Here is a 25,970-nt window from a genome sequence, read left to right on the forward strand (position 1 = left end):
GGACAATACCCTTTGCAAAAAGACTGAATCAGTGGGAATGACGTGGATCGCCGCTGCGCGCGATGACCCGCAGGTGCAAGGTTGCCGGCTCCAGGCAACCGCCGGTCGAAAGTTGACCAACCTGCTGCCGGTAGATTTCCTGCCACGGCGTTTGCGAGGCCGGGAAGGATGGCTTGAACTCCGCCTGGCGACGTGCGATTTCGCTGTCATCCACCAGTAGGTCGACGCGACGGGCATTGAGGTCGACGCGCAAACGATCGTTGGTCTTCAGCAAGCCGATCCCGCCACCCACGGCGGCTTCAGGGGACATGTTGAGAATCGACGGACTCGCCGACGTCCCGCTCTGGCGCCCATCGCCCAGGCAGGGCAAGGAATCGATGCCGCGTTTGATCAGTGCTGCGGGTGGAGCCATGTTGACGACTTCGGCGCTGCCCGGATAACCCACGGTGCCGCAGCCTCGGATCACCAGAATGCAACGCTCGTCGATGTCTAGGGCGGGGTCGTTGATTCGGGCCTGGTAGTCCTCCGGGCCGTCGAAAACGATGGCTCTGGCTTCGAAGCTGTTTTCTGCGCCAGGTTCGGACAGGTAGGTTTTGCGGAAGGCTTCGCCAACCACCGACATTTTCATGATGGCGCTATCGAAGAAATTCCCGCTCAGCACGATAAACCCCGCGCGTTGAATCAACGGATCTTCGTAGGCGTGGATCACATCGGTATCGCTGGCCGCCGCAGTGATTACGATCTCGCCAATGGTTTGGCCCGAGACTGTGCCGCAATTTTCATGCAGTCGTCCGGCTTTCTGCAGTTCGTGCATAACTGCCGGTACACCGCCCGCACGGTGAAAACCTTCACCGAGGTATTTGCCGGCTGGCATGCAGTTGACCAGCAGCGGCACGTCTTCACCGATGCGTTGCCAGTCTTCCAGACTCAAATCAATTCCGGTGTGCCGCGCGATAGCGATGAGATGCGGCGGGCAATTGGTCGAAGCGCCCAGAGCCGACGCAACGGCAATGGCATTCTCAAAGGCCTCGCGAGTCATGATCTGGGATGGACGAATATCCTGGCGAACCATGTCGACGATGCGTTTGCCAGTGGCATAGGCCATCTGGCCGCGTTCACGATAGGCTGCCGGAATGCTCGCGCAGCCGGGCAGGGACATGCCAAGCGCTTCGGCAAGAGCGTTCATCGACAACGCGGTGCCCATGGTATTGCAGTGACCAATCGAAGGGGAGGCAGCCGTGGTCATTTCCATGAAGCCTTCGTAATCGATCTCACCACTGGCGAGCAGGTTTCGCGCATGCCACAGCACCGTGCCAGAGCCGATCAATTTGCCCTTGTGGTGTCCATCGAGCATCGGGCCGCCCGACAGCACAATCGCCGGCATATCAACCGTCGCCGCTGCCATGAGGCAGGCGGGGGTGGTCTTGTCGCAGCCTGTGGTCAACACCACACCATCCAGCGGGTACCCGTGAAGGATTTCGACCAGGCCTAGGTAAGCCAGGTTGCGATCCAGCGCGGCAGTGGGGCGCCGGGTTTGCTCGGCCATCGGGTGTACCGGGAACTCCATGGGAATGCCCCCTGCATCGCGAATACCGGCTTTGGTGCGTTGCGAGAGTTCGAGGTGATGACGGTTGCATGGGGCGAGGTCACTACCGGTTTGGGCGATGCCGATGATAGGGCGGCCGGATTGCAACTCCTCTCGCGTCATGCCGTAGTTCATGAAACGCTCGACATAGAGCGCGGTCATGTCCGCATGACTTGGATCGTCAAACCATTGTTGACTTCGCAGGGGCAGAGGAGTGGTTCCGGTCATGGGTTTTAACTCTTGTTAGAAGGTATCAATGGAAGGTTGAACGGGGCGACTGAGGCAACAAAGCAGCACTGGCCAAGTACTTGGCGACGTTCTACTGATCGATGTTACCGGTAACAATTTTTTTGTAAAGGCCTAGGATCAATGTTCGAATGGGCGCAGATAATCGATGCAAGGAGCTTCGGTGCGCCTATTTGCGCGCATGTATAATCAGCAACAATCAGCGTTAACGGCGGTATTTTTTACCTACCGCCCGGTCTTTTTTCAGGAAAACAGGACGTCCATGAGTCACGAGGATTTAGGCAAAATCACTACGCCGCCGCGAATGGCCGACGTTGCCAAGCTGGCAGGCGTGTCGAAGATGACGGTTTCCCGGGTCTTAGCCGGCCGCGATGTTTCAGAACGCACTCAAAAGCTGGTACACGAAGCCATTGAAAGCCTCGGCTACCTGCCTGATGCCTCTGCCGGAACCCTGTCGAGCGGCCGCTCGGAATTTATCGTGGCCCTGGTGCCTTCCCTGGTTAGCTCAAACTTTGCCGATACCGTGCGCGGCCTGAATGACGCCGTCAGCGGACAGGGCCTGTGCCTGCTGTTGGGTGACACGGATTACCACTTGGAACAGGAGGCTTTGCTGGTACGCACACTGCTGCGCCATCGCCCGGTCGGGGTGATGTTGACCGGCAGTGCGCACCTTGAGGAAACCCGCAAGCTGCTGCGCCAGGCGCAGGTTCCTGTCGTCGAGACTTGGGACATTCCAGCCGATCCCATTGAGCAATCGGTAGGTTTCTGCAATGTATCAGCCGCTGCTGCGCTGTACGAACATCTGCACGAGAAAGGCTATCGACGAATCGGCTACATCGGTGGCGCATCGGTTCTTGACCACCGTGGGCAGCAACGTCAGCAAGGTTACCTTCAGGCCGTTGCCGCGTTGGGGGCAGGGGAGCCGCGCGTGCTGGAATACGGTGAGTCGCCGATCACGATGAGTCATGGCGGCGAGTCGGTGAAGCGCCTGCTGGAAAAGTGGCCGGATACGGACGCGGTGATGTGCGTGAGTGACTTGTCGGCGTTCGGCGCAATTATGGAGTGCCATCGGCAGGGTCGACGCGTACCCAAGGACATTGCAATCGCCGGATTTGGTGATTTCGAAGTCTCGCGGTATTGCACTCCCACCATCACCACCGTCTCGGTTGATCCCTATGGCATTGGCTGGCGCGCAGGCCAATTGCTGGTGGCCAGTGCTGCTGCTCAGCGCCTGGGCCTACCTCGCCCTCGCGAATGTGACGTCGTCGAATTTAAAATCCTGGCACGTGAAAGCACCTGAAAATTTTTAGCTGAGTGTGCTTGCGTTGCTCGGAAACTAATTGCTAAATTAAAAATGTTACCGGTAACAGGTCAACTTGCAGATTCCTTTTCTCCGAACGGATTGCTCTAGGTCAGTCCAAGGAACTCAAGGTCGCAAGCCAAAACAAAAACAATCGGCATGACAAACATGCCTTGAGGTCAACACATGGAATCAGTATCTCAGCGTCCTCTCGAAGGAGAGGGCTCGGCGGAGCTTACCTCCGAGGATCGTACCTACCGAAAGGTCATCCTGCGCATCCTGCCGATCCTGCTGTTTTGCTACATGGCGGCGTACCTGGATCGGGTCAACATCGGCTTTGCCAAGCTGGATATGCTCAACGATCTGCAATTCAGCAATACCGTCTACGCGCTCGGTGCAAGCATCTTCTTCTGGGGCTATTTCCTATTCGAAGTGCCAAGCAACCTGTTACTTCATCGCTTTGGCGCGCGCCTCTGGATCGCTCGAATCATGATTACTTGGAGCATTGTCTCCATGGCTGTGGCGTTTACCGTGCCACTAGCACGGTTCTTCCACATCGAATCGGAGACCATGTTCTACGTGCTGCGCTTCCTGCTGGGAATATGTGAAGCCGGCTTTTTCCCAGGCGTAATTCTCTACCTCAACTACTGGTTTCCAACCCACCGGCAGAGCCGAGTAATGGCGGGCTTTTTGATGGCCATGCCGATCAGCCTGACCTTGGGCGGAATTCTGTCCGGCTGGTTGATGGGGGCTATGCAGGGTGTCCACGGAATGGCCGGCTGGCAGTGGATGCTGATCATTGAGGGCATCCCGTCGCTGATTATGGCCGTGGTGGTGGTGACCTTGCTGGTCGATAAAATCGACAACGCCAAATGGCTGACAGCTGCAGAAAAAAACATGCTAAAAAATAACCTCGACCGGGATAACACGGCAAAGGCCTCCAGCCTCCGGGATGTGATCTTCAACGGTCGCGTGTGGTTATTGGTGCTGATCCTTCTGACGTTCAACACCGGGTTTTACGGACTGGCGTTCTGGATGCCGACGATCATCAAAGCGACGGGTATCTCCAACACCCTGCACATCGGTTTGCTGACGGCGATTCCTTACGCCACCGCCATTGTGGCGATGACACTTAATGCCTGGCACTCCAATAAAACCGGAGAGCGCCGTTTCCACGCGGCTATTCCCGCGCTCATCGGCGGAATCGGTTTGATTTGCAGCGCCGTCTTTGCCCATAACCTGCCGGTGTCCATTATCTTCCTCAGCATATCCGCCTCTGGCCTGCTGAGCCTGATGCCGATTTTTTGGACATTGCCGGGTACCGTGTTGTCCGGTGTGGCAGCGGCAGCGGGCATTGGCATGATCAACGCGATTGGTAACCTCTCGGGGTTCACCGGTTCCATGATTACGGCCACTGCAGAGACACTAACGGGCGATATGAACAACGGTACCTACGTCTTGGGTGGTTGCTTGCTCGTCAGCTGTGTGCTGATTCTGCTTATTCCGAAGGCGATGCTCTTCAACGACCAGGCATAACGTACCCCCAAACCTGTTCTCATACTGTGACGCCGACAAGCTTAGAGGGCGCTGCGGATGGGCATAGTATTGGGCAGGGTTAGCATATTGTTAGTGAAGTTTACGAATCATTGCGCTCAGGGATGGTGAGCCTCCACGCGACCATGCAACCTACATGCGTTGATGCCGTAGCTAACTGAAGGCATTAAACCTCATGGGGGGGGAAGGGATTCCGTCACTATCGACACGCGGTGCATTATTAAGAAAATGGCGAAGGTAGGACTGCACGCGTTCTCTTTGTCCTCGACAATATTCGACCGACCATTATTTAGGTTTTTTCTCTGTTCAACAGTCGTCACTGCCTGTGGAGGCTACTTGAATCAGAGAGTGCACTCGCGAGCTGAGTTCGTTCAGACTAAAGGGCTTGGGTAGAATCTGAGTAGTCGTATCGACCGTGACCATTCTCGCACCACCAGCGAACCCCGTGATAAAAAGCACTTTGAGTTGCGGAAATTTCTCCTTGAGTTTCGCAGCCAGGCTAATCCCGTTCATCAATCCGGGTAAGCCTATATCCGTCAGGAGTAAATCCACATGTTCCTGCTTATCCGCCATCTTCATCGCGGAAACACTATCCGCGGCTTCAATAACTCGGTAGCCGATTTCCGACAAAAGCTCCGACGCCATTTGTCTAATAGCCGCCTCATCGTCCACCAGTAATATGGTTTCGTTGTGCCCTGATGGCTCTATCTGTTGAACGTTGCCCGAGTCTGTTTTGGACTCATCTGGCTGCGAGGCATCTACTGGAAAGTAGAGGGTAACGGTGGTGCCGACACCAAGGCTACTGTGGACTCTGACTTGGCCACCGGATTGCTGAGTGAAGCCATAAATCATAGATAGGCCCAACCCGGTACCTTCACCTATCTTCTTGGTTGTGAAAAATGGATCGAAGATGCGCGACAAGATTTCAGGAGGAATCCCTGTACCGGAATCCGTGGCAGAAATGCTCACATACGCTCCAGGTCTCAACATTCTTTCGGAGGAGGACACATTATCGATGAAACATCGATCTACTTGAAGCTCGAGTCTGCCGCCGCTGGGCATTGCATCTCGCGCGTTGATGGCGAGATTAAGCAATGCATTTTCCAGTTGATTGAGGTCGCACCTGATACGATCGGTCGTTCTAAAGGAGCAGTCGACAATGATGCTTGGCCCTACCGAGTGCCTGATCATCTCTTCAAGATCCGCCACCACTTTCCGGGGCTCTAAGAGTTCAGGTTCGAGTGCTTGCTGTCGTGAGAACGTTAATAGACGTTGCGTTAATGCGGCCGCCCGAGAAGCTGAAGTCATGGCCACGGAATTATAACGAGCCAGGTCGCTGTAACGGCCAGCATCGATGCGTCGCTGCATGAGCTCCAGGCTACCGATGATGCCTGCCAATAGATTGTTGAAGTCATGGGCTATTCCGCCGGTAAGTTGGCCTACGGCTTCCATTTTTTGACTTTGCCGCAATTTGGATTCCGCTACAGCTCGTTCATGCTGTTCATCCTCAAGCTGCTTAGTCCGTTCAGCGATACGATCCTCCAGCAAATCGTTCCAATCACGCAGTGCGCTTTCTAGCTGCACGCGATCGTCGACATCCTCAACGGTGCCGTACCACTGCTCGCATTGTCCGGCTGCGTCGAGACTACACAGCGCACGGACTCTAAACCAACGATAGTCGCCAGTGTGTTTTCTTAAGCGGATTTGTAAGTCGAATGGCTGTAGCGTGGCCAGTGATTGATCCCACGAATTAGCTATTGATACCTGACCTGCGGGGTAGGCGGCATTAGCCCACTGACGCGCCAATGTCTGCGCAGGTGACAGACCGGTATATTCATACCAGCGCTGATCGATAGAGATAAGGTTGCCGACTTTGTCAGCAGTCCAAGGCCAAAGTGGATTGAGATCAGCTGCGATGCGGTAATGTCGCTCGCTTTCACGCAGCCGTTTTTCCGTCAGCCGCATGGCTTCTTGGGTTTTGGAACGCTTCAGAACTGCACCGAGTAGGTTGCTGTACCCCCGAAGGAAATCGATATCGCTTTCCGTGAACTGGCGAGGACTTCGACTATCAACCTCGAAGATCCCGAAAGGACGTTCGCCATTGGCGCCTTGGACTAAAACGTTGACGAAGGCTTTAACCCCATTTTTCTTATGAAAGTCGTGATAGCGGAATCGTGTTTCCGTTGAAATGTCCGTCGATATGACTGGGGCGTTCGTGTTAAGTGAATACAATTCTGGACTTCCTTCGCATGCTTGCACCCGAACCTTCCCGACAACATCGGGTGTCCAACCCACACCGTTTCGCACGAGAAACGTGATGCCGTCATCCTGCAGTTGCATGAACTTGGCCAGATTGGTTTCGAGCGCGTGACCGACCAGCCGACACGCCTCATCGAGGATGTGCTCCAAGTCATCCGACGCCAAGGCTAGCTCGCCAAACTTGGCAAGCACCTTGCGCTGGCGCAGTAGCGTTTCCTCGATTGCCATGGGTTCACCAATGGGGATTTTAGTATCCGAAACTTTTGCTCAAGCTAGGTTCAATCTGCTTGATCAATTGCACTTTATGCTAGAAATTACATTCGTCTAGCTGCCACTGACTTTCCAGCGTTTGACATCATCGGCGAAGAACATCTGCTCCGTCACATAGGCAATCCCGTATGCTAGGTTTAGCGTGCAGCATTTATTTTTTCTTCTACTGACAGGCAATGAAAAAAATCGAGTTTGGTCGTCGCCTCGGTGATTTTGAGCGTGAATATTTGCACATAGTGCGCCAAATTCGAGACTCGACAGGTATTCACACAGTCGTTTGTGATCAACTGATTTCTGGCTGAAATCCCAGTGAATTGGATGATCAAAAATCGAGAATGGGGGGAGAGGTGATGATCCATCCGGCCTCTACGTACATGATGATCCCCATCGACGCGATGTTGCCCGTGTTGATCGCGCATAGCGGCACTGGCAATGCTTGAGGAAGGTGCACCAAAATTCGTGCTGCCGCTGCTGGTGGACAGGTTCAAAAGAAGCGAGATGGAGCCTTAATCAACAGATTTATCTCCTCTTTGGTGCTACGGTGCGATTATCGGTCCGACGCGCCATTTTTATCGTTTGCCTTTGCGAGACGTAGGCCGTAGCCCGGTCGAAGCCGATACCGCGCTCTCCAATCGGAAACTCACTGAATCAGAACGGTTTTGTCGAACGCGACGCGGCACATGTCCAGATAGATGCGCGCAGCACAGGCACGGATGGAGCAGGGGGAAGGACGTTGTCGCGCCGGGGTGCCTGCGCCAGTTCTGCAGACATAAGAGCTCCATGCCGCGCGTGTCGGCAAAAGGTGGTAGTGGTCAGATGGTTGCGGCCAGCGTCTGGTGGCCGTCTGCAAGGGGGCAGATCATCACTGATCCGCTTGGAGGCCTGATGAGGTTCCACGCTTGGACAAATTTCCCGTTTGACATATCGTCAGTGCCTGGCGGGATGGTTGTGCAGTAGAGCGTTTCGCCGTCCTAGTCTTGGAGTTGAGCGGAGAGCGGCGAGGCGATGTCGTGCTCTTTGTAGATGCCATTGGTCTGTTGGACCGTCGGGTTGATTTATTCGTCGTATACGCTTTCGTACATAGCGATTCCAGGTACGCCGAACATTGATGGCACAGAAATAAAGTTGTTTGGAATTGAGTTGGTGTATCGTTTCAGCTGTTCCCCTGCCGCCAACTCTTTACCAGTCCATGGATGGCGAGGTTGTGTGGGTAGGGCGAACACCTTTCCTCGACCGCCATTCAACCTTGATGGCAAAAAATGGCCTAAGGGATACAGCAAAGGCTTGGATCAAGCTTCTTTCTCGATGCGAGCACGCAATTTATGAACAGATGCATCTGTGAAGGTCGTTAGAGAGCATAGTTGGTGGCTATCGTGTTTGGCTTATTATTGGCCGTCGTCTGGCGATTGCAGTGGCATTGAAAGCAACTGCAGCAGGATTGCTCTGTTATTTTTATATCTTGCGGATGTTCGAGTGCTCTCAAGGGGGATGTTGTGACCAAACATGAAGAATTTTTATTAAAGTCAGCAATAGCTTTGGCTGAACATAATTTCGCCAGAGATAGGGTTCAATCTATGATGGTAAGTGGTTTAGCCTTGGGTGAACTCTGGACCATGCAGACGAAACTGCTAGGCCTCGCAATGGCGCGCCGAAGTGAGTTGTCGCGCGAGTATAAAAAGTAAGCTCGGCGTATCGATCTGTATCACTATGGGCACGGTTATGGCCATTCACCATCGTCATGCGGCCACCCACTGCTGCTCCTGGCGTAGCGCTTCTTGCACTGTCTCCACCCCCGCCGCAGCTAGGTGAATTCGTGTTTCTTCTCCAAGTGTGCGATCACCGACGGGTGGTGCCATTTCTCCCCGAACAGGTCCGTCAACAGCTTGCTGTGGTGCCAGTATTCATTTTGGGTCTCGATATCGCTCAAAACATCAATGTCATGCAAAGCTCGTCGGCTTTAGCTTTGCTCAGCTCGCCCAGTTCCCAGTCGTGGAGCCCGGTCTGTTGTCGATGGTATGCAGCGCGTCACAACGGAAAACGGTGGAACTGATCCCGCAATTCAAGCAATTAGGAATAGCAGTCCTACCGCAGTCGGCAACGAACTCCGCAATGGTACGTGGCCCAAATGGGCGTCCAGCTCTTGTCCCAGCAGTTGATGGTGATCTTGCCCTGGGCGGTCTGGTAGTTCGGGGTGGCTTCGGTCGGGCAGTCGCGCCGGCCGTAGGTATCGAGGAACATGGTGATCGGATCGAGCCGGGGCACCAGTGATGCCCTGCTTCGTCAAAGTCGAGCACTCAACATTCAAGGGTTCAGTGAGTTGTTTTCTTTGGGTATGGGGCGTCCTTAGTCTTTGATCGACTACAGTTGAAGGGCCATTCAAAGGGAGTGCAAAAAGATGGAGTGTTTAATCTGCGGAGCCCAAGCAATTGAGCTGCTATTGGCTGGAGAGTTTGTAGAAGTTGACTGCCCTGGATGTGGGTATTACGGCGTCCCGAAAACTCTCATCGACGAAATTTCCCTGAATAAACAAATATTCCATAAGGGACGCACCTTGGCTTATTTGGCGATGCGAGCAGAGAACAAGCAATCGCCCTGGATAACACCGGTCGATATCAATATTCATCAACTATTGGATATATTGCTTACCTAAGTCATCGGGCAAGCGGATCGTACGCTCCGTCGATTTTCTGTGGGCATCGGGCGTCCTATGCCTGGTCATGCCTGGGCAGTGATGTGGGGGAGTTATGCCGCGATGCGCTGGTAAAGATCGATGATGTCTGCGACGTTCGCCGTGACCACCGCTTTAGCTTCATCTGGGCTGACGCTGTTGCCAATCAGGCGGACTTGATTCGTTTCGTTGATTGGTAGCCATAGCCTCGATGTTCACCTTGGATAAAGCGCTTCATGGGCGATCCCTACGATGAAATCCTCAGAAATCATAGAAAGTGTTCGCTAAGGTGTTTTTACACACTCTGGGCCGACAGTCGCCTGCCACAAAGAGCTCGCCTTCGACCCAAAACTACCGGCCTCTGACTCTCGGTGGCTGCATTACAACCATCACCACAACTGGCATCTCCCCAAGAAGCAGACTCTCGTGAATGATGCCATCCGCAGCGGCTCAGCGTTGCCCCGTCCGGGTGCTCACATCGACCCACACGGCCAACACCAGAATGCTACCCTTGACGATCATCTGCCAGTAACTGTCGACGTCGAGCATGGACATGCCGTTGTCCAGGCTGGTAATGACAAGTGCGCCAAGGAGGGCACCGTAGACCGTGCCGGAGCCGCCGCGCATGGAGGTGCCGCCGATGAAGCACGCGGCGATGGCGTCGAGTTCGCCCATGCTGCCGGCGGAGGGCGAGCCGGCGGCCAGGCGTGCGGTGTTGACCACGCCGGCGAGGGCGCACATGACGCCCATGATCCCGAAAATCCAGAGTTTCACGGCCTGCACATTGATACCGGACAGGCGCGTCGCTTCCATGTTGCTGCCCACGGAATAGACGCGCCGGCCGAAGACGGTCTGACTCGTCACGTAGCTGAACCCGGCCAGCAAAATCAGCAGAAGCAGGACCGGCACGGGAATGCCGTCATAGCTGTTGAGTGTCTGGACGAAGCCGGCCAGTACCGCGCCGATCAACAGCACGCGTACGACGTCACGCAGGAGTGAATGTGCCGCCAGGCCGTGAAAGGCGCGATTGCGCCGTTGTTTCCAGGTCAGGAACAACGTCAGTGCGAACAGCAGAACGCCCAGGCCCGTGCCGATCGTATGGGGCAAATAACCCTGGCCGATGTAGACAAGTTCCGGAGATACCGGTGCGATGGTCGTGCCGCCGGTAATCCCCAGCAAAATGCCCCGGAACGCCAGCATGCCCCCCAGCCCCACGATGAAAGAAGGAATGCGAAGGTACGCGGCCATGTAGCCGTTGGTGAGGCCGATCAGCAGTCCGCACAGGGCGACGAGGCTCAGGTTCGCCAGCAGCGGTATGTGGTAGACCACGTCGAGAATGGCCGCAACGCCACCGAGCAGGCCCAGCAATGAGCCGACCGACAAATCGATCTCGCCGCTGATGATGACCAGCACCATGCCGCAGGCGAGAATTCCGGTAATGGACATCTGGCGCAGCAGGTTGGAGAGGTTGCGCGGTGTCAGAAATCCGCCCTCGGTCAGCCAGCTGAAGAACAGCCAGATAAACGCCACGGCAAATACCAGCGCGAGCATCTTGTAGCGAGTGAAGAGTTGTTTGACCTGATTCATTTACGCGGATTTCCGATCATTATTGTTATGGCCAGCAGGCTGGCTGAGTGCGGCGGCGAGCACCTGTTCCTGAGTGAGTCCGTGGTTGATGAAGTCGCCCCGCAACTGGCCTTCGCCAATCACCAGTACGCGATCGGAAACACCGAGCACTTCGGCTAGCTCCGATGACACCATGATGATCGACACGCCTTCGGCCGCCAGCGCCCCCATCAGCTTGTAGATCTCGTACTTGGCGCCGACATCCACCCCTCGGGTGGGCTCATCGAGAATTAGCACCCGGGGTTTGGTCAGCAGCATCTTCGCCAATACGGCTTTTTGTTGATTGCCACCGGACAGACTGGTGATCGGGAGGAACGGACTCGCGGTCTTGAGGTGCAGGCGCGAAATTTCTCGACCGATGCTGCCCAGTTCGGCTTCGGCATCGATGCGGGTCAGTTTCGAGTAACTGTCGAGCACGGCCAGGGTGATGTTCTGGCCGACGCCCAGGTCTGGAATTATGCCTTGGCGCTTGCGGTCCTCGGGCACCAGGCACAGGCCGGCACGGATTGACTTGAGCGGCGTGCGGGTGTCGATGAGTTGGCCGTCCAGCCATACTTCGCCTTCGTGGCGGCCGGGGTAGGCGCCGAATAGCGCGGTCACGAGTTCGGTGCGGCCTGCACCGACCAGCCCGGCGATGCCGAGGATTTCCCCGCGTTTGAGGCTGAACGAAATATCGTCGACCCGTTTGCGCCTGGGGTTGTCGACGTCGTAGCAGGTGATGTGGCGAGCTTCGAAAATCACCTCGCCAATGTCGTGCGGCTTGGTGGGGTAGAGGTTGCTCATTTCCCGTCCGACCATCTGGGTGATGATCTGTGGAATATCCATGTCGGCCATGGCGGTCGTGGCGATGTGTTTGCCGTCACGGATCACCGAAATGGTGTCGCACACGGCGGCCACTTCATCGAGCTTGTGGGAGATGTAGACGCAGGCAACCCCCTTGGCTTTGAGGTCGCGGATGATGTCCAGCAACACCTCGATTTCCGAGCGGGTCAGGGCCGATGAGGGCTCGTCGAGGATCAGCAGGCGCGCGTGCTTGTTCAGTGCCTTGGCGATTTCCACCAGTTGCTGATAGCCGCCGCCGTACTGCGAAACCGGCAGCGATACGTTCATGTCCGGCACTTTCAGTTCACGCATCAGGGCTTCGGCGCGGTGGATCATCGCCGGGTAATTCATCCGCCCACCGGGCAGCGTCAGTTCATGGCCCATAAAAATATTCTCGGCCACCGACAGATCGGGAACCAGCGTCAGTTCCTGGTGAATGATGACGATCCCGGCGGCTTCCGTTTCGCTGATCGATTGCGCCTTCAGCGGTTGACCATCCCAGAAGATTTCACCGTTCCAGGTGCCATAAGGGTAGACCGCAGAGAGGATCTTCATCAGCGTGGACTTGCCGGCGCCATTCTCGCCGCACAGCCCGACGCACTCACCCGGCTTGACCTTGATGTCGATGCCATTGAGCGCTTTGACACCGCCGAAGGTTTTGACGATACCGTTCATTTGCAGCAGATAATCGGACATGGCAGAAACTCATAAGCAGCAGGTACGAGGCCGGTCCCGCAGGAGCAAGTTCGCTCCTGCAGGTGGCATTACGGGGCGATGATCACTGCCCGGCAATCTGCGCCTTGGTGTAAAACCCGTCCTGTTCCAGCAAGTCGATGTTGTCCTTGGTCAACGGAGTCGGAGTGAGCAGGATGGTGTCGACTTTTTTGCTGCCGTTGTCGTACTGCGAGCTGTAGGCGGGTTTCTCGTTGCGCGCCAGTTGCACCGAGAGCTGGGCGGCTTCGGAGGCGATGAGTTTCAGCGGTTTGTACACGGTCATGGTTTGCGTGCCGGCGATCACTCGCTTGACTGCTGCGAGGTCTGCGTCCTGCCCCGAAATCGGCACCTTGCCGGCCAGTTGCTGAGCCGCCAGTGCCTGGATGGCGCCGCCTGCCGTGGCGTCGTTGGAGGCCACGATGCCGTCGATTTTGTTGTCGTTGCGGGTCAAGGCGTTTTCAACAATGCTCAGCGCTTCGGTAGGGTTCCATTCCTTCACCCATTGCTGGCCGACGATCTTGATATCCCCCTTGTCGATGGCCGGTTGCAGCACTTTCATCTGACCTTCGCGCAGGACTTTTGCGTTGTTGTCAGTGGGCGCACCACCGAGCAGAAAGTAATTACCCTTGGGCGCTGCGTGCAGCACGCCGCTGGCCTGCATCTCGCCGACCTTTTCGTTATCGAAGGAAATGTAGGCGTCGATATCCGCGTTGAGTATCAGGCGGTCATAGGACACGACCTTGATGCCGGCTTTCTTCGCTTCGGCCACTGCGTTGGTTAGGACCGTAGCGTTGAATGGCACGATGACGATGACATCGACGCCACGGGAAATGAGGTTTTCGATTTGCGAAATCTGCTTTTGCTCGTTGGCATCGGCCGACTGTACGAAGACCTTGGCGTCCATCTTCTCCGCCGCCGCGACGAAGTAATCGCGATCACGTGACCAGCGTTCCAGCCGCAGATCATCAATGGAGAAACCGATTTTCGGGTGGGCAGCATCGGCCATAACTGGCAGCGACAGCAGTGCCAGGGCGCTGGCCAATAGTGCGCGTTTTACATTCTTCATGGTGGTGCGTCCTTTTATTTTTGTTTGAAAGACACTGCCTGGCGATGAGTCTCGGGCTGGTAGAACTGTAGAGAATCGGCAGACGCAGCGGACACAGATTTGTCGTGCGAATGTCACAGCGATATTACGCCCGCAGACTCCGTTGGCGATTAGCGATAGATGAACCGGTTGACGACGTTTTCGAGCATTTCCTGCCTGCCGCTGACGGCCTGCGGATTCAGTTCGTTGGCGAATGCATGTTCGGCCAATGACTGGAGGTTGAAGTCACCTGCCAGCACTGCCTGCCCGAACGGCTGCTGCCAACCGGCGTAGCGTTGATCCTTGAGCAACTGAAGTTGATCGTTCTGGACCATGGCAGCTGCCCGCTCCAGGGACAGGGCGAGGACGTCCATTGCGCCGACGTGACCATGAAACAGATCGATCTCATCGAGGCTCTGTCGGCGAACCTTGGAGTCGAAGTTGTACCCGCCATTCTTGAACCCGCCGACCTTGAGGATTTCATAGGTGGCCAGGGTCATTTCTTCGACGCTGTTGGGGAATTGATCGGTGTCCCAGCCGTTTTGCGGATCACCGCGGTTGGCGTCGATGCTGCCGAAAATTCCCAGCGAGACGGCCGTCGCAATCTCGTGATGAAAACTATGACCTGCCAGGGTTGCGTGGTTGGCTTCGATGTTGACCTTGATTTCCTTTTCCAGGCCGAACTGCTGGAGAAAGCCAAACACAGTGGCGCTGTCGTAATCGTATTGGTGCTTGGTCGGCTCCTGCGGCTTGGGTTCGATCAGCAGGTCGCCTTTGAAACCGATCTTGTGCTTGTGCTCGACCACCATGCGCATGAAGCGGCCCAGTTGTTCGCGTTCACGTTTCAAGTCGGTATTGAGCAGGGTTTCGTAGCCTTCGCGACCGCCCCACAACACGTAGTTGGAGCCTTTCAGGCGTTGGGTCGCGTTCATGGCGCTGAACACCTGGGCAGCGGCGAAGGCAAACACTTCGGGGTCTGGGTTGCTGGCGGCGCCGGCGGCAAAGCGCGGATTGCTGAAGCAGTTGGCGGTTCCCCACAGCAGCTTGATCCCGCTTTCTTCTTGGTGTCGCTCCAGGCGATCAATCATTTGCGCGAAGTGGTTGCGATACTCCTTCAGCGAATTGCCCTCCGGGGCGACATCCGTGTCGTGGAAGCAGTAATAGTCGATACCCAGTTTGGAGAAGAACTCGAACGCGGCTTCCGCCTTGCCAATCGACAGCTCCATCGGGTCGCCGGCGTGTTGCCACGGGCGCTTGAAAGTTCCTGCGCCGAACACATCGGAACCCGGCCAGACGAAGGTGTGCCAATAACAGGCGGCCATGCGCAGGTGTTCGCGCATGGGTTTGCCGAGGATGATTTTGTCGGCGTCGTAGTGACGGAAGGCGAGGGGAGAATCGCTGGCAGGGCCTTCGTAGCGAATCTTGTCGACATCGGGGAAGTACGGCATTGGCAATGTCCTTGTTGTTCTTAGCGGTGTCTCGATACTAGCAACGGCCTCATGCCTGCTGATTATGAAAATCACCAACATAGGGTGCGATTTTGCGTATTGAGATTCGTCGTCTGCGCGCCTAGTCTGTGCAAACCGCCTCCGTGAGAAGGGGCCCCGGAACAAGCCTGAAAACAATGAAAACAGTACCGCCTGTTCACCGCATCGCACTGTTGTTCAACGGGAGTAAGATCTATGACCGAGGCATCATCAGCGGCATCGGCAACTACCTGAGCAGCACCCGCGCGTCCTGGGACCTGTTCCTGGAAGAGGATTTTCTCTGCCGGTTGAAAGGGATCGAGCGCTGGCAAGGTGACGGGATCATTGCCGACTTCGACGACCCGCTGATTGGCGAGGCGCTGGCCGACATCAAGTTGCCGGTGGTGGCGGTGGGTGGCTCTTATCAGGATGAGCGCGCTTATCCGAAAGGAATTCCTTACGTTGCTACCGACAATAACGCACTGATCACCCTGGCTTACGCGCACTTGATCGAGGCCGGATTGCAGCGTTTTGCCTGCTTCAGCCTGCCTGAAGCGCAGGCCAATCGTTGGGCCCAGGAGCGGGAAAAAGCCTTTCGGCGACTGATGCAACGTGACGGCTTGCACGCTGAGGTCTATCGCGGCATGGGCACCAGCGCACCGCTCTGGGACAGCGCCGTCGAACAACTGATCGCCTGGCTGCATAGCCTGCCCAAGCCCATCGGCATCATCGCCGTCAGTGATGCCCGCGCCCGGCAGTTGCTGCAAGCCTGCCTGACCGCCGGAATCGCCGTACCGGAGCAGGTGGCGTTGATTGGCATCGACAACGACCCCCTGACACGCAGCCTGACCCGGGTCCCCCTGAGTTCGGTCATTCAGGGTACTGAAACCATGGGCCGCACCGCTGCGCAATTACTCCACCAGATGCTGCACGGCATGCCGTCCACGGGCACGCACATCCTGATCCCGCCAGATGCAATCAACGTACAGGTGTCGAGTTTGCACCAACCGTTGGGCAACCCTTACGTCATGCAAGCGCTGCTGTTTATCCGCCAATATGCCTGCCAGGGCATCAAGGCCGCGCAAGTGGCGGCCTATGTCGGCGTGTCGCGCTCATCGCTGGAGTCACACTTTCGCACCGTGCGAGGCTGTAGCGTGCATGACGAGATTCTGCGTTTCAAATTGGCGGCGGCTACGAGCGGGCTGGAAGATACCGACACCGCGATTGCAGACGTAGCCCGCATTTGCGGCTTCAAATCCGCACAATATCTGCACACGGTGTTCCGTCGCGAGTTTGGTTGTACGCCCCGTGAATACCAGCAGGGCGCCAGATAGCGATGGGGCAATGGGTCGATTGTTGTGGGGGCGAAAGGCTGGTTTCGGCTGAAGCGGCCATTCGAATGAGTCTAGCCCACTCGAAAAATGGCATGCGTCCTACCAATTAGCAGAACGCCTGCCATCGCAAAGAAAAGCTAAAAAGCTCACTTGGTCTACCGTGAGAAAAGGTGCCTGCATGCACCTGTCTGGTCGCATTGACGCTAATGCCCTTGAGTTAGTGCAACCACACAAAATCGGTGGTTAACCCGTCGCGGGCTTAAGGGAGCAGTCAATATGATCTACAAACACAAATGGCTACCGAGATTTGCCCTGGTGGCTATCTCGGTGATGGTTATTTCGGCAACGGCTGGCGCCGCTGAAAAGCCCAACATTTTGGCCGATCTTCGGCGATGACATAGGCCAGACCAACATCAGCGCCTATTCCATGGGCGTGGTGGGTTACAAGACACCCAATATCGACCGGATTGCCCATGAAGGCATGCTATTCACCGATTACTATGCGGAGAATAGCTGCACCGCTGGACGTTCTTCGTTCATCACCGGGCAGACACCGCTGCGTACAGGTCTATCAAAAGTGGGTATGCCAGGCGCGCCTGTGGGTCTGCAAAAACGCGACATCACCATTGCCCAGGCCCTTAAGTCCCAAGGTTATGCCACTGGCCAGTTCGGCAAGAACCACTTGGGTGACCGTGACGAATACTTGCCCACCGCCCACGGGTTCGACGAGTTCTTCGGCAACCTGTACCACCTCAACGCTGAAGAAGAACCAGAGCGCCCGTACTGGCCAAAAGACGATCCTGATTTCATCAAGAGCTACGCGCCGCGCGGCGTGATCCATAGCTTCGCCGACGGAAAGATTGAAGACACCGGCGCCCTCACCGCCAAACGCATGGAGACCATCGACGACGAAACCACCGCTGCGGCGCAAGCGTTCATCGAGAAACAGGCCAAGGCTGACAAACCGTTTTTTGTTTGGATGAACACCACGCGCATGCACGCATTCACCCATGTGCGCGACTCGATAAGAGGCCAAAGCGGCATGCCCGGCAACGAGTACGCCGACGGCATGGTTGAACATGACAACGATGTTGGAGTGCTGCTGAAAACCCTCGACGATCTGAACATTGCCGGCAACACCGTCGTGGTCTACACCACCGACAACGGCCCGAATCAGTTTTCATGGCCCGACGCGGCGACCACACCGTTTCGCAACGAGAAGGACTCGAACTGGGAAGGCGCATTTCGGGTGCCTGCGATGATCCGCTGGCCGGGCAAGATCAAGGCAGGAGAGGTGTCCAATGACATGTTTTCGGGCATGGACTGGTTCCCGACCTTGTTGGCGGCCGCAGGCGACGCAGACGTAAAGGACAAGCTACTCAAGGGCTGGGCTCCGACTGCCGGTGGCAATAGCTTCAAGGTGCACCTCGACGGTTATAACCAGCTGCCATACCTGACCGGCCAACAACCGACTGGCGCACGTCACGAGTTCTACTATTTCAACGATGACGGAGTGCTGATGTCCATGCGCTTTGACAACTGGAAAGTGGTGTTCTGTGAGCAACAACAACCTGGCAGTTTCCGGGTCTGGAGCGAGCCCTTCGTCTGCCTGCGAGTACCGAAGATCCTCAACCTGCGCATGGACCTGTACGAGCGTGCGGACGTGGTGTCTGACCAGTATTACGATTGGTCGAGTAAGAATATTTATCTCGCTGCGGTAGCGGTGAGCAAAGCCGCGAAGTTCCTGCAAACCTTCATCGACTACCCGCCGAGTCAAAAACCGGCCAGTTTCAGCATTGATCAGATTCGTGCTGCTGTGGACGATAAAGTTGCGGAAAAAATGAAGGGGCAACCTGCACAGTAAGTCTGCTCGGACGCCGCTCGCTTCACTAGCGAGCGGCCCTATCCCACTCCCGGCTAATTTCAACTAGTCCAGTGCCTCTATGTAGGAACGTTGGCCGTAAGCGTCCGGCGAAGTCACCTACCCGATCCCAGCTATAAGGGCGATGGTGTCCACTTAAAAATACGTGGACACCATCACCCTTATCGTCAGGATTGCCATGCGCCAACGCACCTCTTATCCCAAACCCTTTAAAGCCCAGGTCGTCCAGGAATGCCTAGAGCCTGGCGTGTCGATGGCCAGCGTAGCCTTGCGCCACGGCATTAATGCCAACCTCGTCCGAAAGTGGATACCTGCTTATCGTGATCGTCAGGCGCCGGCGTTACCCGCTTTCGTTCCGATGAAACTAGAATCCCGAACCCAGCCCGCTCAGCAAATGTCCGTCAGCATCGAGGTTCCTTTTGGGCCGCAGAAACTCACCGTGAAGTGGCCATCCTCAGATCCTGATGGGTGCGCCCGTTTTATCCGCGAGCTTGCCCAGTGATCCGCATCGACGCCATCTGGCTCGCCACCGAGCCCATGGATATGCGCGCCGGCACCGAGACCGCGTTGGCCAGAGTTATTGCCGTATTCGGTGCGGCGAAGCCGCACTGTGCCTATCTCTTTGCCAATCGCCGCGCTAACCGAATGAAAGTCCTGGTGCATGACGGCGTAGGTATTTGGCTTGCAGCGCGACGACTAAACCAAGGCAAATTTCACTGGCCCGGCATCCGCCACGGATCGGAAGTCGAACTCGATAACGAGCAACTTCAAGCCTTGGTGCTGGGGTTGCCTTGGCAGCGGGTCGGCGCGGGCGGCTCGATCACAGTGCTCTAGCACCTGCCATTAGCCTATTGGTTTATCGCCGCTGAACGCCTGCTCTGGCACAATCAGTGGCATGACTTCCTCGCCCAATCTTGACCAGATGACACCGGAACAGCTGCGCGCTTTGGCTGAACAGGCCATGCAGTTGCTGTCCCAGGTCGACTCCATGGGTCAGAAAATCCATCGCCTCGAAACGGTCAACGAGCAACTCGCTCATGAGATCGCCATCCTCAAACGGCACAAGTTTGCCAAGCGCAGCGAGCAGCTGAGTCCCGACCAAGGCAGCTTGCTCGATGACCTGCTCGACACTGATATCGCGGCCATCGAAGCCGAGTTGAAGGCGGTCAATCCGCCACCTGCACCAGCCGAGCCACGTCAGAAGCCCAGGCGTGCGCCGCTGCCGCCGCAGTTTCCACGCACGGTGATCCGCCACGAACCTGAGAGCACCCAGTGCGCCTGCGGCTGCCAACTTCAGCGCATCGGCGAGGACATCAGCGAGAAGCTCGATTACACACCTGGCGTGTTCACAGTCGAGCAACATGTGCGTGGAAAGTGGGCCTGCCGCCAGTGCGAAACACTGATCCAGGCACCGGTTCCGGCGCAGGTAATCGACAAGGGTCTCCCGACCGCAGGCCTGCTGGCGCATGTGATGGTGGCGAAGTTCGCTGACCACTTGCCGCTGTACCGGCAGGAGAAAATCTTTGGCCGCGCCGGGCTGGTGATCGCTCGCTCGACGCTGGCGCAGTGGGTTGGACAAACCGGCGTACAGCTTCAGCCTTTGGTCGATGCGCTGCGCGAAGCGGTACTGGCCGAGGGTGTAATCCACGCCGATGAAACCCCGGTGCAGATGCTCGCGCCGGGTGAGAAGAAAACCCGCCGCGCGTATGTCTGGGCCTACAGCAGCACGCCGTTTTCGGCACTCAAGGCCGTGGTTTACGATTTCAGTCCAAGCCGAGCAGGTGAGCATGCGCGCAACTTCCTCGGTTCCTGGAACGGCAAATTGGTGTGCGACGACTTTGCTGGTTACAAAGCCGGGTTCGAGAAAGGTATGACCGAAATCGGCTGCATGGCTCACGCCCGCCGCAAGTTTTTCGATCTGCATGTCGCGAATAAAAGCCAGTTGGCCGAACAAGCACTGCACTCGATTGGCGGCTTGTACGAAATTGAACGCCAAGCACGGGATATGAGTTGTAAGGATCGTTGGCGAATACGTCAGGAAAAGGCAGCGCCGCTAATCAAAACGCTGCATGACTGGATGTTGGCCCAGCGCGATCTGGTGCCCAATGGATCAGCAACGGCCAAAGCCTTGGATTACAGCCTCAAACGCTGGGTAGCGCTGACGCGCTACCTGGAAGATGGGGCTGTGCCCATCGACAACTACCGAGTAGAGAACCAAATCCGGCCGTGGGCCCTCGGACGCTCGAACTGGTTGTTTGCCGGATCACTACGCAGTGGCAAACGGGCGGCGGCGATTATGAGTTTGATCCAGTCCGCACGCGTGAACGGGCACGATCCGTATGCTTATCTCAAGGATGTACTGACGCGGCTGCCGACGCAGCGGGCCAGCGAGATCGAGCAACTGCTGCCGCATCAGTGGATGCCTGACTGATCTTTGCAAGGTGTCTTCGGCGGAAGCCACTTCTTAGCGCCAGCAAGCCTTATTCGAGGCTCCGGCATATTCCGCTGTGTGTATTCCAGTCCAAGCATCTAATGGGTATGCCTGTGGTGGATATCCGGAAAGTGTGGGTGGCTATGGCGGATCTGCACGTGCTCATGAATATGGCTATGCGCACCCGTCCCACTCCACTCAAACGAATGTTCGTGCTGGTGGTGCTCATCGTGAACGTGGCGATGCCCATGCGTCAACGGTACGTGCTGGTGCTCGTGCGCATGGCTTTCAGTAAGGTGAAGCCATACCCCAATTCCCATCAGCACAGCGGCTGCCCAAAACGACAAAGACACAGGCTCGCCCATAGCTACGATTGCGATGGCGGCACCTAGAAATGGCGCAGTCGAAAAGTACGCGCCTGTACGTGCCGAACCGAGGCCGCGCAGCGCCAGTACAAAGAGCACCAGGCTGACGCCATAACCTAGAAAACCAAGCCCTAAGGTCGGTGCAAGCACCGAAAACTCAGGAAGGCTAGATCCAAGGAGCATGGCCAACGAACAATTGACTACGCCAGCTACCAAGCCTTTGAAGCCTGCCACAAAAAGCGCGTCTGATGCAGACACTTTTCGCGTCAGGTTGTTATCGATGGCCCAACAGAAACAGGCCAAAGAGACTGCCAACGGCCCAAGCCAGTCATTAGCCTGCATGGCTTCCAGAGGCCACGCCAAAACCATACCGCCGGCAATGATGGCTATCATTCCCCATACGATGCGCCGATCAGCATTTTCCTTGAATACTACCCAAGCCAATAACGCCGTAAGCACAGCTTCGAGGTTAAGCATCAAAGAAGCGGTGGCGCCGGATGTCCTGGTTAATCCGAACATCAGCGCAACGGGCCCGAGCACTCCCCCGAACGCGATTGCGCCGAGAAGCCAAGGCCATTCAGATGGCGCGAGGCCGGCCGGTTTCCAGCCATGGTCACGCACAAAACGGACAACTGTCAGGCCCAGACCGCTGCCCAAGTAAAGGAGGCCTGCAAGTAATACAGGGGGAATGTTGAGACCTAGCAACTTGGCAAGCGGCGTGCTGGCACCAAATAACGCGGCAGCGGCCAACGCATACAAAACGCTTAGGTTCATCAATAACTCCGCACCAGAATTTCGTGAGAAGGCATCATACCGCGAGGCGCACGGTTTTCTTCGCTTGCTAAGGTGTGTTGGCCGGACGCTTACCGTTGGCCACGCTAAGTAGGGTGTTAACAGCGAAAATCACGTATCTGTCACGCAGCTAGGTGCCGTGTCTCTCGACTGACCGCTTTGGGTTGTGGATTCAACCGGTTGAATCCACAGCCAATAGCTGCCATTGGCTTCGGCAGCTATTGGCCTAGACTGGGTCATCTCACCAATCGAAGGACATAGAATGCTTATTGTCTTCAGCGGCCTTCCAGGTACTGGAAAAACGACTATAGCAAGTGACCTTGCCACCAGAACAAGTGCGGTGTATCTGCGGATCGATACGATTGAGCAGGCTATCCGAAATTCCGGTGCTCTGGCACAAGACGTGGGGCGGAGCGGTTATATGGTCGCTAATGAGCTTGCTCTGAGCAATCTTCGTTTCGGCAGTACTGTCATAGTCGACTGTGTTAACCCAGTAATCGAAAGCCGAAAGGCGTGGAGCGAAATTGCTACTCACTCTGGTGCTCCATTAGTGAATATCCAAGTGATTTGCTCTGATAAATATGAACACCAGCGACGGGTAGAAACCAGGAAGATTGATATTCCTGGCCTGACGCCACCAACCTGGCAGTCTGTATTGGATCATGAATATGAGCCGTGGGATAACGCCCCGTTTGAAAGCTCAGTTATGAAAACCACTGAAGTGTCTGTCATCAAGGCGTAAGCGTCCGGCCAACACACCTTCCTGATCCCAGCGTTTAAGACTACGGGGTCTGTCTTTGCCGATGGCTACGCTGATTGAGCATCTGCTCTAGATAGATCTACGGAAGCTCTGATGGCATCAATCACGTCTTGAGTGAGCGCCATAACTGTCGTTGTACTGACTTCAATCCGACCGATAATTTCTGCTCGCGGGCCCTGTTTCCAGGCAGCGCTTGCGTAAAAAGTTTCTTGAGATGCTAGGCGATGGCTCTCGCTTTCATAGGAGCGAATCAGGTGATAACTGTCACAATCATGTAATGAGCCGCCATAAGAAACGACATCTATGCCCGCTTCTAGGTGAAGCGGAACACTTACATTCTGCATTATTCTATGAAAATCCAATCCCGATCCTGGCTTTAAGGTGTACATCAGGATTTCAATAATTCGAGTCATTCCAAGTCTTCCATGTGGAATTTCAACGTGGGCATCCGTACATCCCAGCTTACGTTATTAGGCGGGAGTCCAGTTATGTGGCAGCAGCCGCGTAATCTCACTCGCCCGCTGCGTCGGCAATCGTGTGAGTACGTCCTTCAAATAGGCATACGGATCATGCCCATTCAGCCGCGCAGACTGGATCAAGCTCATGATCGCCGCAGCCCGCTTGCCGCTGCGTAGCGAACCTGCAAAGAGCCAGTTCTTGCGACCAAGAGCCCACGGCCGGATCTGGTTCTCTGCCCAGTTGTTGACAATGGGGACGGCCCCGTCCTCCAGGTTGCGCGACAGCGCTGCCCAACGTTTCAGGCTGTAATCCAACGCTCTGCTAATAGCAGAACCTTCGGGCACGAGATCACGCTGGGCGAGCATCCAGGCATGCAGAGTAGCCATTACGGGTGCGGCTTTTTCTTGCCGTATTCGGCAGCGTAAATCCGGCTCCAGGTCGCGAACGTCACTTTCTATTTCGTAAAGCAACTGGATATAGCGCAGGGCCTGTTCGGCGAGCATGCTCTTGTTGGTGGCGTGCAGTTCGAAGAACTTGCGCCGCGCATGGGCCATGCAGCCGATCTCGGTCACGCCGAGTTCAAAGCTGGCCTTGTAACCGCCAAAATCATCACACGCCAGCTTGTCCCTCCAGTCTTGCAGGAAGTTGCGAGCATGCTCGCCGGCGCGGCTGGGGCTGAAGTCATAAACGACAGCCGCTGTTTCGCAGAATTGGCTGGTGGCGTAGGCCCAGACATAAGGGCGGTGGGTTTTCTTCGAACCCGGAGCGAGCATCTGCACCGGCGTTTTATCGGCATGAATGACCTGCTGCCCGAGCACTACGTCGCGCAACGCATCGACTAGAGGCTGTAACTGCACACCTGTCACGCCAACCCATTGAGCCGAAGTTGAACGTGGAATCGCCAGGCCCGCTCTACCGAAAATCGATTCCTGACGGTAAAGAGGCAGATGGTCGGCAAACTTCGCGATCATGACGTGGGCCAACAGCCCGGCGGTCGGGATACCCTTGTCGATGACCTGTGCCGGAACGGGTGCCTGGATCAGCGTTTCGCAGTCATCACATACCCACTTGCCACGGACATGACGCTCGACGGTAATTACTCCGGGCGTGTAGTCCAGCTTCTCGCTGACGTCCTCACCGATGCGCTTGAGTGCACAGCCGCATTGGCAGTGGGTGTTGTCCGGTTCGTGATGGATCAACGTGCGTGGAGATTCTGCCGGCAACGCGGTGCGCTTGGGCTTTTGCTTTTTCTCGGTCGGCGTAGGAGCTGTTTGCAAGGCTTGAAGCTCAGCTTCAATCGCCGCGATATCGGTATCGATCAAGTCATCGAGCAAGTTGGCCTGCTGCGGATTCAACTGCTCACTGCGCTTGGCAAACTTCAAGTGCTTGAGTTGCGCCATCTCATGGGTCAGTTTCTCGATAACCGTCTGGTCGCGGTTGATCTTCTTGCCCATGGTCTCGACTTGCTGGTCGAGTGTCTCGACACGCTGTATCAACTGCGCCGCCAAAGCGCGCAGTTGTTCAGGGGTAAGGTGATCGAGATTGGGGAGCGAAGTCATGGGGCCGATTTTGCCAGACCAGGCAATTCGCGGCGATAGACCGATAGGCTAATGGCAGCCATTAAAGCAGTGTGATCGCACCGCCGGAGCCCGCGCGCTGCCATGGCAGGCCCAACACCAGGGCCTGGAGTTGCTCGGTATCCAACTCTATTTCAGAGCCATGGTGAATGCTTAGCCAGTGGAACTAACCTTGGTTCAACCGGCGAGCAGCCAGCCAGATGCCGAAGCCGTCATGTACCAGAACTTTCATACGAGTGGCGCGGCGGTTGGCGAACAGATAAGCACAGTGCGGCTTCGCCGCACCGAACACTGAGATCACTCTGGCCAACGCCGTCTCGGTACCGGCGCGCATGTCCATCGGCTCGGTGGCGAGCCAGATGGAGTCGATGCGGATCATCGCAGCAGGTCTCGAAGAAAAGTCGCGCAGGCAGCAGCACTTTCGGTTGGCCAGTTCACTTTGACGGTGCCGCGCGGGTGCTGGATTTCAACGCAGATATTCGATGTTGCTGCGTGCGAATTTGCTGCGGCCAGCTGCATGGGTAACCGAATGAATGCAGGTTGCAGCGCCGTGCTTTTCTGCGCTTGCACCCGAATCCATTTGTGTACGAGGTTTGCGTTGAGGCTATGGCTGAGCGCGATGCTGGCAATCGAAGCTCCGGGCTGGGCACACTCTTGAATGACCTGGGCCTTGAGGGACTTGGAGTAGGAACGGCGTTGTGGCTGCATGAAATACCCGCTTAAAAGGCTAGAACTGGTGCCCACTTAAATTTAAGTGCACCATGTCCTGGCCTTGC

General features: G+C 56.1%; 20 protein-coding genes and 2 pseudogenes. 9 read left to right on the forward strand and 13 right to left on the reverse strand.

The annotated features are described in order from the left end of the window. Window positions 1–28: 28 nt before the first annotated feature. Window positions 29–1,813, reverse strand: coding sequence for an IlvD/Edd family dehydratase (locus ACWIKB_RS04765; RefSeq protein WP_475265554.1), 1,785 nt, complete (start codon window positions 1,811–1,813; stop codon window positions 29–31). Between the two features lie 181 nt (window positions 1,814–1,994). On the opposite strand from ACWIKB_RS04765, the gene ACWIKB_RS04770 reads away from it, so the two are divergent. Together ACWIKB_RS04770 and ACWIKB_RS04775 are read left to right on the forward strand one after the other, a co-directional pair. Continuing rightward, window positions 1,995–3,131, forward strand: a complete 1,137-nt coding sequence (locus ACWIKB_RS04770; RefSeq protein WP_475265555.1) for a LacI family DNA-binding transcriptional regulator — start codon at window positions 1,995–1,997, stop codon at window positions 3,129–3,131. 186 nt (window positions 3,132–3,317) lie between these two features. After that, window positions 3,318–4,667 (forward strand): MFS transporter, encoded by a 1,350-nt coding sequence (locus ACWIKB_RS04775; protein ID WP_475265556.1) that lies wholly within the window; start codon window positions 3,318–3,320, stop codon window positions 4,665–4,667. 324 nt (window positions 4,668–4,991) lie between these two features. On the opposite strand, the gene ACWIKB_RS04780 is transcribed toward ACWIKB_RS04775, so the two are convergent. Both ACWIKB_RS04780 and ACWIKB_RS04785 read right to left on the reverse strand, forming a co-directional pair. Next, window positions 4,992–7,172, reverse strand: coding sequence for an ATP-binding protein (locus ACWIKB_RS04780; RefSeq protein WP_475265557.1), 2,181 nt, complete (start codon window positions 7,170–7,172; stop codon window positions 4,992–4,994). Between the two features lie 96 nt (window positions 7,173–7,268). Continuing rightward, window positions 7,269–7,720: pseudogene (locus tag ACWIKB_RS04785) on the reverse strand (ATP-dependent Clp protease proteolytic subunit); the annotation flags it as partial. A 987-nt stretch (window positions 7,721–8,707) separates the two neighbouring features. On the opposite strand from ACWIKB_RS04785, the gene ACWIKB_RS04790 reads away from it, so the two are divergent. Next, a complete protein-coding gene (locus ACWIKB_RS04790) occupies window positions 8,708–8,896 on the forward strand; it encodes a hypothetical protein (protein WP_475265558.1) in 189 nt (62 codons plus the stop codon). A gap of 400 nt (window positions 8,897–9,296) precedes the next feature. Here the strand turns inward: ACWIKB_RS04790 and ACWIKB_RS04795 are convergent, their stop codons facing one another. From ACWIKB_RS04795 to xylA, 5 genes are all read right to left on the reverse strand, one after another. Next, the gene (locus tag ACWIKB_RS04795) at window positions 9,297–9,476 is read right to left on the reverse strand and encodes a phiTE_072 family protein (RefSeq protein WP_475265559.1); all 180 of its coding nucleotides are present in this window, start codon (window positions 9,474–9,476) and stop codon (window positions 9,297–9,299) included. Window positions 9,477–10,332: 856 nt separating this feature from the next. Then, on the reverse strand, window positions 10,333–11,469 hold the full coding sequence (locus ACWIKB_RS04800) for a sugar ABC transporter permease (RefSeq protein ID WP_475265560.1): 1,137 nt from the start codon (window positions 11,467–11,469) through the stop codon (window positions 10,333–10,335). After that, window positions 11,470–13,026, reverse strand: coding sequence for a D-xylose ABC transporter ATP-binding protein (gene xylG, locus ACWIKB_RS04805; RefSeq protein WP_475265561.1), 1,557 nt, complete (start codon window positions 13,024–13,026; stop codon window positions 11,470–11,472). An 82-nt stretch (window positions 13,027–13,108) separates the two neighbouring features. After that, the gene (xylF, locus tag ACWIKB_RS04810; RefSeq protein WP_475265562.1) at window positions 13,109–14,110 is read right to left on the reverse strand and encodes a D-xylose ABC transporter substrate-binding protein; all 1,002 of its coding nucleotides are present in this window, start codon (window positions 14,108–14,110) and stop codon (window positions 13,109–13,111) included. Between the two features lie 149 nt (window positions 14,111–14,259). Next, on the reverse strand, window positions 14,260–15,576 hold the full coding sequence (gene xylA, locus ACWIKB_RS04815) for a xylose isomerase (protein ID WP_475265563.1): 1,317 nt from the start codon (window positions 15,574–15,576) through the stop codon (window positions 14,260–14,262). A gap of 176 nt (window positions 15,577–15,752) precedes the next feature. Between xylA and ACWIKB_RS04820 the strand changes: the two genes are divergently transcribed. The 5 genes and pseudogenes from ACWIKB_RS04820 to tnpC (ACWIKB_RS04840) all read left to right on the forward strand — a co-directional run bounded on the left by ACWIKB_RS04820 (window position 15,753) and on the right by tnpC (ACWIKB_RS04840) (window position 21,241). Then, window positions 15,753–16,928 (forward strand): XylR family transcriptional regulator, encoded by a 1,176-nt coding sequence (locus ACWIKB_RS04820; protein ID WP_475265564.1) that lies wholly within the window; start codon window positions 15,753–15,755, stop codon window positions 16,926–16,928. Between the two features lie 276 nt (window positions 16,929–17,204). Continuing rightward, window positions 17,205–18,792 (forward strand): annotated as a pseudogene (locus ACWIKB_RS04825) (arylsulfatase). A 196-nt stretch (window positions 18,793–18,988) separates the two neighbouring features. Beyond that, window positions 18,989–19,312, forward strand: a complete 324-nt coding sequence (gene tnpA, locus ACWIKB_RS04830) for an IS66-like element accessory protein TnpA (protein ID WP_475265565.1) — start codon at window positions 18,989–18,991, stop codon at window positions 19,310–19,312. Beyond that, window positions 19,309–19,644 carry an IS66 family insertion sequence element accessory protein TnpB gene (gene tnpB / locus ACWIKB_RS04835; protein WP_150783597.1) on the forward strand — a complete coding sequence of 112 codons (336 nt, stop codon included), beginning with the start codon at window positions 19,309–19,311 and terminating at the stop codon, window positions 19,642–19,644. Before tnpA (ACWIKB_RS04830) ends, tnpB (ACWIKB_RS04835) begins: the two co-directional genes overlap by 4 nt. Window positions 19,645–19,705: 61 nt before the next feature. After that, the gene (tnpC, locus tag ACWIKB_RS04840; protein ID WP_475265566.1) at window positions 19,706–21,241 is read left to right on the forward strand and encodes an IS66 family transposase; all 1,536 of its coding nucleotides are present in this window, start codon (window positions 19,706–19,708) and stop codon (window positions 21,239–21,241) included. Window positions 21,242–21,339: 98 nt separating this feature from the next. Here tnpC (ACWIKB_RS04840) and ACWIKB_RS04845 read toward each other — a convergent pair whose 3' ends face one another. Continuing rightward, on the reverse strand, window positions 21,340–22,380 hold the full coding sequence (locus ACWIKB_RS04845; RefSeq protein WP_475265567.1) for a DMT family transporter: 1,041 nt from the start codon (window positions 22,378–22,380) through the stop codon (window positions 21,340–21,342). 280 nt (window positions 22,381–22,660) lie between these two features. Between ACWIKB_RS04845 and ACWIKB_RS04850 the strand changes: the two genes are divergently transcribed. Next, window positions 22,661–23,140, forward strand: coding sequence for a P-loop nucleotide/nucleoside kinase family protein (locus ACWIKB_RS04850; protein WP_475265568.1), 480 nt, complete (start codon window positions 22,661–22,663; stop codon window positions 23,138–23,140). A gap of 65 nt (window positions 23,141–23,205) precedes the next feature. On the opposite strand, the gene ACWIKB_RS04855 is transcribed toward ACWIKB_RS04850, so the two are convergent. From ACWIKB_RS04855 to tnpA (ACWIKB_RS04870), 4 genes are all read right to left on the reverse strand, one after another. Beyond that, a complete protein-coding gene (locus ACWIKB_RS04855) occupies window positions 23,206–23,571 on the reverse strand; it encodes an NIPSNAP family protein (protein WP_475265569.1) in 366 nt (121 codons plus the stop codon). A 57-nt stretch (window positions 23,572–23,628) separates the two neighbouring features. Then, on the reverse strand, window positions 23,629–25,176 hold the full coding sequence (gene tnpC, locus ACWIKB_RS04860; protein ID WP_475265570.1) for an IS66 family transposase: 1,548 nt from the start codon (window positions 25,174–25,176) through the stop codon (window positions 23,629–23,631). A 184-nt stretch (window positions 25,177–25,360) separates the two neighbouring features. Next, window positions 25,361–25,573 carry an IS66 family insertion sequence element accessory protein TnpB gene (tnpB, locus tag ACWIKB_RS04865; RefSeq protein ID WP_475265571.1) on the reverse strand — a complete coding sequence of 71 codons (213 nt, stop codon included), beginning with the start codon at window positions 25,571–25,573 and terminating at the stop codon, window positions 25,361–25,363. Further along, window positions 25,570–25,902 carry an IS66-like element accessory protein TnpA gene (tnpA, locus tag ACWIKB_RS04870; protein WP_475265572.1) on the reverse strand — a complete coding sequence of 111 codons (333 nt, stop codon included), beginning with the start codon at window positions 25,900–25,902 and terminating at the stop codon, window positions 25,570–25,572. The genes tnpB (ACWIKB_RS04865) and tnpA (ACWIKB_RS04870) overlap by 4 nt, the downstream gene beginning before the upstream one ends. Window positions 25,903–25,970: the final 68 nt, after the last annotated feature.

This window comes from Pseudomonas sp. 5Vm1k (assembly GCF_056161485.1).

Excerpts from the sequence above, each read along its gene's own strand:
- ACWIKB_RS04765 (WP_475265554.1), bottom strand. The coding sequence starts at position 1,813 with ATGACCGGAACCACTCCTCTGCCCCTGCGAAGTCAACAATGGTTTGAC.
- ACWIKB_RS04775 (WP_475265556.1), top strand. The coding sequence starts at position 3,318 with ATGGAATCAGTATCTCAGCGTCCTCTCGAAGGAGAGGGCTCGGCGGAG.
- ACWIKB_RS04780 (WP_475265557.1), bottom strand. The coding sequence starts at position 7,172 with ATGGCAATCGAGGAAACGCTACTGCGCCAGCGCAAGGTGCTTGCCAAG.
- ACWIKB_RS04800 (WP_475265560.1), bottom strand. The coding sequence starts at position 11,469 with ATGAATCAGGTCAAACAACTCTTCACTCGCTACAAGATGCTCGCGCTG.
- xylG (WP_475265561.1), bottom strand. The coding sequence starts at position 13,026 with ATGTCCGATTATCTGCTGCAAATGAACGGTATCGTCAAAACCTTCGGC.
- xylF (WP_475265562.1), bottom strand. The coding sequence starts at position 14,110 with ATGAAGAATGTAAAACGCGCACTATTGGCCAGCGCCCTGGCACTGCTG.
- xylA (WP_475265563.1), bottom strand. The coding sequence starts at position 15,576 with ATGCCGTACTTCCCCGATGTCGACAAGATTCGCTACGAAGGCCCTGCC.
- ACWIKB_RS04820 (WP_475265564.1), top strand. The coding sequence starts at position 15,753 with ATGAAAACAGTACCGCCTGTTCACCGCATCGCACTGTTGTTCAACGGG.
- tnpA (WP_475265565.1), top strand. The coding sequence starts at position 18,989 with ATGCGCCAACGCACCTCTTATCCCAAACCCTTTAAAGCCCAGGTCGTC.
- tnpC (WP_475265566.1), top strand. The coding sequence starts at position 19,706 with ATGACTTCCTCGCCCAATCTTGACCAGATGACACCGGAACAGCTGCGC.
- ACWIKB_RS04845 (WP_475265567.1), bottom strand. The coding sequence starts at position 22,380 with ATGAACCTAAGCGTTTTGTATGCGTTGGCCGCTGCCGCGTTATTTGGT.
- ACWIKB_RS04850 (WP_475265568.1), top strand. The coding sequence starts at position 22,661 with ATGCTTATTGTCTTCAGCGGCCTTCCAGGTACTGGAAAAACGACTATA.
- ACWIKB_RS04855 (WP_475265569.1), bottom strand. The coding sequence starts at position 23,571 with ATGACTCGAATTATTGAAATCCTGATGTACACCTTAAAGCCAGGATCG.
- tnpC (WP_475265570.1), bottom strand. The coding sequence starts at position 25,176 with ATGACTTCGCTCCCCAATCTCGATCACCTTACCCCTGAACAACTGCGC.
- tnpB (WP_475265571.1), bottom strand. The coding sequence starts at position 25,573 with ATGATCCGCATCGACTCCATCTGGCTCGCCACCGAGCCGATGGACATG.
- tnpA (WP_475265572.1), bottom strand. The coding sequence starts at position 25,902 with ATGCAGCCACAACGCCGTTCCTACTCCAAGTCCCTCAAGGCCCAGGTC.